Annotated in this window: 3 protein-coding genes and 1 pseudogene; 2 read left to right on the plus strand and 2 right to left on the minus strand. The window is 76.4% G+C overall.

The window, feature by feature from the left end:
• Positions 1 to 291, minus strand: a pseudogene (locus tag ACWC5C_RS40485) (hypothetical protein); the annotation flags it as partial.
• A 123-nt stretch (positions 292 to 414) separates the two neighbouring features.
• Here ACWC5C_RS40485 and ACWC5C_RS40490 point away from each other — a divergent pair.
• Together ACWC5C_RS40490 and ACWC5C_RS40495 are read left to right on the plus strand one after the other, a co-directional pair.
• Positions 415 to 1,308, plus strand: coding sequence for a hypothetical protein (locus ACWC5C_RS40490; RefSeq protein ID WP_450884111.1), 894 nt, complete (start codon positions 415 to 417; stop codon positions 1,306 to 1,308).
• A gap of 39 nt (positions 1,309 to 1,347) precedes the next feature.
• Positions 1,348 to 6,639 carry a hypothetical protein gene (locus tag ACWC5C_RS40495; RefSeq protein ID WP_450884113.1) on the plus strand — a complete coding sequence of 1,764 codons (5,292 nt, stop codon included), beginning with the start codon at positions 1,348 to 1,350 and terminating at the stop codon, positions 6,637 to 6,639.
• Positions 6,640 to 6,652: 13 nt separating this feature from the next.
• Here the strand turns inward: ACWC5C_RS40495 and ACWC5C_RS40500 are convergent.
• Positions 6,653 to 8,075, minus strand: a 1,423-nt coding sequence (locus ACWC5C_RS40500) for an Ig-like domain repeat protein (RefSeq protein ID WP_450884115.1), incomplete at its 5' end; no start/stop codon positions are given.

The raw sequence follows: 8,075 nt of genomic DNA on the forward strand, positions 1-8,075 counted from the left end.
GGCGCTGGCTGGCGGCGCGGCATCAGCGGCCGTCCGTACCCCGGCGCGGACGGTGCGGTGCGTCCGCACCCCGGGGGCGCGCCCGGCGCCCGCCGGGGTGCCGACCGGCGGTGTCGCCTTCGCGCCCCGCATGGCCCCGTGCTCGTACGACGCGCCTGCCCGCGCCGAGGCCGCCGCATTGCCGTGCGCCGGACGCCGTACGCCGTCCGGATCCCCGGTCGCGGCGCTGGCTGGCGGCGCGGCATCAGCGGCCGTCCGTACCCCGGCGCGGACGGTGCGGTGCGTCCGCACCCCGGGGGCGCGCCCGGCGCCCGCCGTGGCGCCGACCGGCCGCGTTGGCGCGCGTCCGGCATCGCGGAGCTGCCCCGGCCCCGCCGCACACCGTGAGAACGCCCCGCGCAAGGAGCTTCACCCGTGACCGAGTACGACGCCGCCGACGACACGGCACAGCACGAGCCGACCGCCGCGCCCAGCGGGCCCGGCGGCGGGGTCACGCCCGCCGACGCCGCCGACGCGGCGCGGCTGGTGTCCTTCGGGCTGCAGCCCAAGCTGCTGCCCGCCCGGGACGTCGAGTACGCCGAGCTGCTCCGCCGCTACCGCGACGAACCGGCCTTCGCGCGCCTCACCGACGCCGTCGCCACCGGGCTCGGGCTGATCGTGCTGGAGGTGTCCACCCGCGCCGGGATGGCCGTGACCGCCGACGAGGACTCCGTCTTCGCCGTCCGCATGGGCGACTACGCCCGCCGCGCCGCCAGCGACTCCGCCGACCGCTTCCTGCACGGCCTCGCCCATCTCTCGGTCGCCGCCATGGCCTTCCCGCGCCCCGAGGACCTGGCCGACGACGGGTACATCGGCCGGGTCACCGTCAACGGCGTCGACGCCTTCGTACGGCAGGCCTGCGCCCGCCTGGAGCAGCGGGCCGAGGAGCAGGGCGAGAACACCGACCCGGCCACCGAGGCGCCGGGGCTGGAGGCCGCCTGGCGGGTGTACGCGCGGCGCAGCGCCACCGGCGCGACCAAGGACGCGCGGCGGCTGGCCGGTTCGACGACCGGCATCATCGGCAAGGCCGTCGCCTTCCTCGTCGACTCCGGTTTCCTCCAGCGCACCGGGGACGAGTCCGGCGGCACGTACCGCACCACCGCCCGCTACCAGCTGCAGGTGCGCGACATGGCGGCAAGCTCCGCCATGTCCGAGCTGCTGGCGCTCGGCGTCGTGCCGGTCGGCGATGGCAGCGCGACGCTGCTGCCACCGGACGAGGGCGACGACCTCGACCTCGTCGCCGACGCCGGTCTGCCGTTCCACTCCTGAGCCCTTCACTCCCGAACCCTTCAACGAGAGTCCGCCGCCATGTACGAGCTGTCCCGGGTCCGCCTCTACTCCATCGGGCCGGCCGGTGCGCGCTACGCCGACACCGTGCTGGACCTGCGCGGAGTCGGCGAGCCGGTGCCCAGCCCCGCGCCGACCCAGGCGGAGTTCTTCGAGGACGAGCCGGTCGGCCCGCCGCGCCGCCCGGCCCCCGCCGGGGTGCTCTTCCTGGAGAACGGCGGCGGCAAGTCCGTCCTCCTCAAGCTGATCTTCTCGGTCATGCTGCCCGGCCACCGCAACACGCTCGGCGGCGCCAGCTCCGGCGTGCTGCGCAAGTTCCTGCTCGCCGACGACTGCGGGCACGTCGCCCTGGAGTGGCAGCACACGGTCACCGGCGAGTCCGTCGTCGTCGGCAAGGTCAGCGAGTGGCGCGGCCGCCAGGTCTCCAACGACCCACGGAAGTTCGCCGAGGCGTGGTATTCGTTCCGGCCCGGCCCGGGCCTCAGCCTCGACTCGCTGCCGGTCGCCGAGGCCGCGGCGGTCCGCCCCGCCGCGGAGGGCGCCTCCTCCGCGCGCGGTCGCCGCCGCACCATGAAGGGCTTCCGGGACGCCCTCACCGAGGCGGGCAAGGCCTATCCGCATCTGGACGTCTCCTGGGTGGAGATCCACGAGCGCTGGAACGAACACCTCGGCGAGCTGGGCCTCGACCCCGAACTCTTCCGCTACCAGCGCGAGATGAACGCCGACGAGGGCGAGGCCGCCGGGCTCTTCGCCGTCAAGAACGACTCCGACTTCACCGATCTGCTGCTGCGCGCCGTCACCGACACCCGCGACACGGACGGGCTCGCCGACCTCGTCCACGGCTTCGCGCACAAGCTCGGCCGCCGCGCCGAACTGACCGCCGAGCGCGACTTCACCGCCGGTTCGCTGGACCTGCTCCAGCGCATCGCCGACGCCGCCGAGCGCCGCGAGCAGGCGCGCGGCGTGCACGCGGGCGCCGAGCGGCGCACCCGTACGCTCGCCCGGCGGCTCTCCGCGCGCGGCGGCGAGGAGCGGGGCCGCGCGGCCGAACTCGCCCAGCAGGTCGCCGCCGCCGCGCACGCCGTCACCGAGGCGGAGACCGCGCGCGGCCGCAGCGACCTGGTCGCCGCCGAACTCGCCTACCGCCACGCCTCGCTGGCCCTCACCGCCGCCGAGAAGGGCGCCGCCGCCCAGCGCCGCGAACTCAACGACGCCCGCACCCTGCACTCCGCCTGGCAGGCCGCCGAGACGGTGCTCCGCCACCGCGCCGCCGCCGACCGCTCCGCGCGCGTGGCCGCCGCCATCCGCGAGGCCGAGCGGGACGCGGCGCCCGCGCTCGCCGCCCGCGCCAAGGCCGCCGCCGACCTCGTACGCGCCCTCCACTCGGCGGCCGAGGACGGCGAACGGCACGCGGGCGAGGAGGAGGAGCGCTCCGCCGCCCTCCAGGAGACCGGCGAGGCCGCCCACCGCGACGCCACCTCCGCCGCCACCGCCGCCCAGCGCGCCCGCAGCGACGCCGAGCACCTGCGGCAGCGGCTCGCCGAGGTCGAGCAGGAGACCGCGGAGGCGGTGCGCGCCGGATGGCTCGACGACTCCGCCCCCGACGCCGACCCGGCCCGCGCCGCGCTCGCCGCCAGCGACGCCGAGAAGACGACCGCCGCGGCCTGGGAGGCCGCCCGCGAGACGGCGGGCCGCACCGCCGACCACGCGAAGTCGGCCGCCGCCGAACAGTCCCGCGCGGACCTGGCCGCCGCCCGGGCCGCCGACGCGGCACGGGCGGCGGAGTCGGCGTACGACGCGGAGCGGCGCGCCGCCGAGGCGCTCGGCGCCGAGCCGCGCCTCCTCGAGCTGCTGGGCCTTCCCCAGCCCACCGCCGCCATCCCCGCCGCCCGCGCCTCGGCCGCCGAGTCCCCGCGTACGGGCTGGATCACGGTCCGGGTGGACGACGACCCGGACGCGGACGACATGCTGGGCCTGTCCCAACTCCCCGCCGCCTTCCGCGCGGACCCCGCCCTGGACGCCGCCGACCACGCGTACGCCCCCGACACCACCCACGAAGCCCGAGGCCCACGCGCCGCGTTCGCCGCCGAGGAGGAGCCGCCCGAGGACGCCACCCCGCACGCCGCGCCGACCGACCCCGACCCCGCCCCCGGCCGCACCCACCCGGCAGACTCCCGCCCAGGCCGAGTAACGGTCCGCATCGAGGACCTGCCCGAGGCCGAGCGCCCGGGCTCGCCCGCAGCGGGCGCGGGCGACGGCGCGGCCCCCGGCGCTACGGACGCGAGCGGCGAGCCGGTGGCCGACTCCGCCGTGGCGGACGCCGGTTCGGGCACCGTGGCCGCCACGCGCGTGTACGCGGCTGACTCGCCGCCGCCGGAGCGGGTGACGGCCCGGGTCGGCAACGGCGGCGAGGAGCAGGTCTCCGCCGACGCGGACGTGCCCGAGCAGGCGTCGGAAGTCGGACAACCGCATCCAGCGGACAGCGCGCAGGACTGCTGGGACCCCGAGGTCGGCGACGGCGAGACGGGGCCCGCTGCCCCGGACAACGCGCCGCCGCGGCGGACCGTGGGAGACGGTCCGCTGACCGCCGAGGAGCTGGACCGGAACGCCGACGCGTTGCGGGAGCTGCTGGAGGAGAGCGTGGCCTCCGCCGAGCGGCAGCTGTTCGACCTGCGGACCGCCGCCGCCGACGACTCCCGCATCCTCGCCGCGCTCGGCGACGGCGGGCTGCTGCCGCCCAGCACCGACGTGCTGGCCGCCGTCGAGTACCTGGGCGAGCACGGCATCCCCGCCCTGCCCGGCTGGCGCTACCTGGCCCAGGCCGTCGACCCCGTCGACCACGCGGCCGTGCTCGCGGCCCGCCCCGAGCTGGTGGACGGCGTCGTCATCACGGACCCCGACACCCACGCCCGCGCCCGCGAGGTGCTGGCGCGGGCGTCGCTGCTGCCGCGTTCGGCCGTCGCGGTCGGGACGGCGGCCGCGCTGCTCGCGCCGACGCCCGCACCCGAAGAAGGCGCGGAGAGCGGGGTGTTCCTCGTACCGCCGAACCCGGCGATGCACGACGAGCGCGCCGCCGACGACGAGCGGCGCGGGCTGCGGGACCGGGCCACCGCGCGGGACGAGGAGATCCGGGCGCTGGCCGCCCGGCTGGCCGGGGACCGGGCGCTGGCGGCCCGGCTGGCGTCGTGGCGCGACGGCTGCCCCGCTGGGCGGCTCACCGAGCTGGCGGCGGCGGCCGAGGGCGCCGCGGAGTCGGCCGAGGCGGCGCAGCGGGAGCTGGTGGAGGCGCGTACGGCCCGGGCCGAGGCGGACGAGGCGGCCACCGAGGCGGCCCGGGTGCGGGACGAGCGGCAGGAGGCCGCACAGCGGGCCCGCCGGGTGGCGGACGCGCTGGCGGGCCTCGCCTACCGGCTGCGCGAGCGCGCCAACTGGCAGACCCGGCTGCGCGAACTCGCCGACGAGGCGGCCGAGGCCGAGGAGCAGGCCGCCGCCTGCGTGGACCGGGCCCGCGCCGCCGACGAGGACCGGCGCGCGGCCCAGCGCGCGGCCGACGACGCGCACCGCACCGCCCGCGCCCTGCGCGCCGAGCGCGCGGAGATCGCGGGGGCGCCCGACGACCTGGGCGAGGACACCGAGCCGCCCACCGCGTCGCTGCCCGCGCTGCGCGAGGCGTACCGCGCGGCGTCCCAGGTGTACGAGAAGGTCGGCGTCGGCGCCGACCTGCGGGCCGAACAGGCCCGCGCGGAGAGCGACGAGAGCGCGGCGCTCGCCACCCTCGACCGGCTCACCAACAAGGTCCGCACCCGCGCCGCCCAGCTCCTGGAGGGCACCGACGGCGCCGACGGCCCGTCCCGGCAGGCCGCCGCGGCCCGCGCCGAATCGCTCGTCCAGATGCTGGAGACCCGCGCGTCGACGGCGAGCGAGCAGCTCGGGCGGCTGCGCGGCGAGGCCGAGCGGCTGGCCCCGGCCGACGGCGACGACGCCCACACCGCCCTGCCGGACGAGATGGCACCGGCCGACGCGGAGCAGGCGAAGGAGCTGCTGCGCACGGCCAACGGCGAACTGGCCGCCCGTACGGACGCGCTGGACACCGCCCGCACCGCCCACGCCGACCTGCTGCGCGCCCACCGCTCCGCCGAGGACGCGGCGGGCGGTTTCGACGAGACCGCCGCGCTGCTGCGGGACCTGCTCCGCGACGGCCCCGGCACGGAGGACGACGGCGAGCGCCCCGACCCGTACGCGGGCGGTCTGGACGAGGCCCGGCAGGCGGCCACCGAGGCCCGCCGCTCGCTGCGCGGCTGCGCGGCCGATCTGTCGGGCGCCGAGTCGTCGGTCCGGGAGGCGAGCGACGTCCTCGTACGGCACGCCAACTCCACCCGCTACGAGCAGGTCCGCACCCCCGCCCGCCAGCAGATCCGCGAACTGCCCGCGGCCGCGCTGCCGGAGCACGCCGCCGCCTGGGCGGACGCGTTCGCGCCCCGGCTGCGCGTGCTGACCGACGAGCTGGAGCAGTTGGAGCGCAACCGCGACTCCATCGTGGACCGGCTGCGCGGCCTGGTCGAATCCTGCCTGGCCACGCTCCGCTCGGCGCAGCGGCTCTCCCGGCTGCCGGAGGGTCTTGGCGAATGGTCGGGGCAGGAGTTCCTGCGGATCCGTTTTGACGACCCGGACCAGGCGACGCTGACGGAGCGGCTGGGCGAGGTCATCGACGAGGCGACCCACTCGGCGGTCAAGAAGAACTCCGACCTGCGCCGGGACGGCATGTCCCTGCTGCTGCGCGGCGTCTCGGCGGCGCTCCAGCCGCGCGGGGTGGCCGTGGAGATCCTGAAGCCGGACGCGGTGCTGCGCGCGGAGCGGGTGCCGGTCGGGCAGATGGGTGACGTCTTCTCCGGCGGCCAGCTGCTGACCGCCGCCATCGCCCTGTACTGCACGATGGCCGCGCTGCGCAGCAACGACCGGGGCCGCGACAAGCACCGCCACGCGGGCACGCTCTTCCTCGACAACCCCATCGGCCGCGCCAACGCCACGTATCTGCTGGAGCTGCAGCGGGCGGTGGCGGACGCGCTGGGCGTCCAGCTGCTCTATACGACGGGCCTGTTCGACACCACGGCGCTGGCCGAGTTCCCGCTGGTGATCCGGCTGCGGAACGACGCGGACCTGCGGGCCGGGCTCAAGTACATCAGCGTCGAGGAGCATCTGCGGCCGGGCCTGCCGACGCAGGACCCGGACGGGGAGCAGGTGCACGGCGAGATCACGGCGACGCGGATGTACAAGCGCCCGGAGGACGCGCCGCCCGCCGGGGCGGCGGAATAGGAAGCACGCGGGCTCAGTTCGTCACCGTCTGGGTGCGGGTCGCCGAGGAGGCGGTGAAGCCGACGCTGCCGTTGTAGTTGGCGGTGATGGTGTGCGTGCCCTTGGGCAGCGGGTTGAACACCGCGGTGGCCGTGCCGTTCACGAGCGTCACGGTCTGCGGGGTGCGCCCGGGGATGGAGAAGGTGACGGTCCCGGTGGGCGTGCCCGCGCCGGGGGCGACGGGGGACACGGTCGCGGTGACGGTCACATGGTCGCCCGTGGTCGAGGGGTTCGGCGAGGAGTTCACCAGCGTCGTGGTGGCCGCCTTGTTGACCGTCTGGGTCTCGGCGTCGCTGGAAGTGGCGTAACTGTCGTTGCCGTTGTACGTGGCCGTGAAGGTGAACGGACTGCCGGTGGTCGTCGTGTAGGTGTGGGTGACGAAGGCGAAGCCGAGGAAGAGCGACACCGTGGAGGTCGGGGTGCCGTCGCCGAAGGCGAAGGTGACGGACCCGGTCGGGGTGCCGGACGGGGACGTGACGACGGCCCTCAGGGTCACCGACTGACCCACCACCGAGGGGTCGTTCAGCGAGGTCGCCGTGGTGGTGGTCGCGGCCTTGGTGCCGACGGTCTGGGTGTCGGTGCCGCTGGACGCGGTGTGGTTGGTGCTGCCGTTGTACGTGGCCGTGATGAGGAAGGGACTGCCGGTCCTGGTGCTGTAGGTGTGGGTGGTGGTGGCGACGCCGCCGGAGAGGGTGGCGGTGGCGTTGCTGGTGCCGTCGCCGAAGGCGAAGGTGACGGTTCCGGTGGGGGTTCCGCTTCCGGGTGCTACGGAGCCCACGGTGGCGGTGATGGTCACCGACTGCCCGGCCGACGAGGGGTCCGGCGTCGAGGTCACGGCCGTGGTGGTGGCGGCCCGGCTGACGGCCTGGGTGTCGGTGCCGCTCGACCCCGCGAAGTTGGTGTCGCCGTTGTACGTGCCGGTGATGGTGTACGGGCTGCCGGAGGTCCCGGTGTAGGTGTGGGTGGTGATGGCGATGCCGCCGGAGAGGGTGGCGGTGGCGTTGCTGGTGCCGTCGCCGAAGGCGAAGGTGACGGTTCCGGTGGGGGTTCCGCTTCCGGGCGCCACGGAGGCCACGGTGGCGGTGATGGTCACCGACTGGCCCGCCACCGACGGATCGGGCGAGGAGGCCACGGTCGTGGTGGTGGCGGCCGCGTTGACGGTCTGGGTGTCATTGCCGGTGGACGCGGTGAAGTTGGCGCTGCCGTTGTACGTGGCCGTGACGGAGAAGGGGCTGCCGCCGCGCACGGGATAGGCGCGCGTGGCGGTGGCGACACCACCCGAGAGGGTGGCCGTGGTGCTGCCCGAACCATCCCCGAAGGTGAAGGTGACGGTTCCGGTGGGGGTTCCGGTTCCGGGGGCCTGGGCGGAGACGGTGGCGGTGAAGGTGACGTTCTGG

The organism is Streptomyces sp. NPDC001700, from assembly GCF_053596435.1.

Excerpts from the sequence above, each read along its gene's own strand:
- ACWC5C_RS40495 (WP_450884113.1), top strand. The coding sequence starts at position 1,348 with ATGTACGAGCTGTCCCGGGTCCGCCTCTACTCCATCGGGCCGGCCGGT.